The 215-nt window shown below is 67.9% G+C and carries 1 pseudogene; it reads left to right on the top strand.

From position 1 onward, the window contains the following. Window positions 1–42 precede the first annotated feature (42 nt). Window positions 43–215, top strand: a pseudogene (locus OO68_RS48210) (IS5/IS1182 family transposase); the annotation flags it as partial.

Genomic DNA, 215 nt, shown 5'->3' with positions numbered 1-215 from the left:
AAAGGGTGTTGCAGAAGGCTTGGTGGCGGGCATTTTGCCTGTATGGGTGGGGTGTTGAGGGCTGAGCCGGTGTGGGTGGAGACGTTCACCGGGTTGCGGATGGGGCGGTTCGAGAAGCTGCTGCGGGTGGTGCGGGAACGGGGCGGCAACGGCCCTGGCGGTGGCCGGCCGTGGTGTCTTCCGCTGGCCGAGCGGGTGCTGCTGGTGGCCGTGTA

Origin of the sequence: Streptomyces iakyrus (assembly GCF_000717055.1) — a bacterium.
GTDB classification, from domain to species: domain Bacteria; phylum Actinomycetota; class Actinomycetes; order Streptomycetales; family Streptomycetaceae; genus Streptomyces; species Streptomyces iakyrus.
The sequence above is the reverse complement of the archived record's forward strand: the minus strand, read 5'-3'. Positions and strand labels throughout refer to the sequence as shown.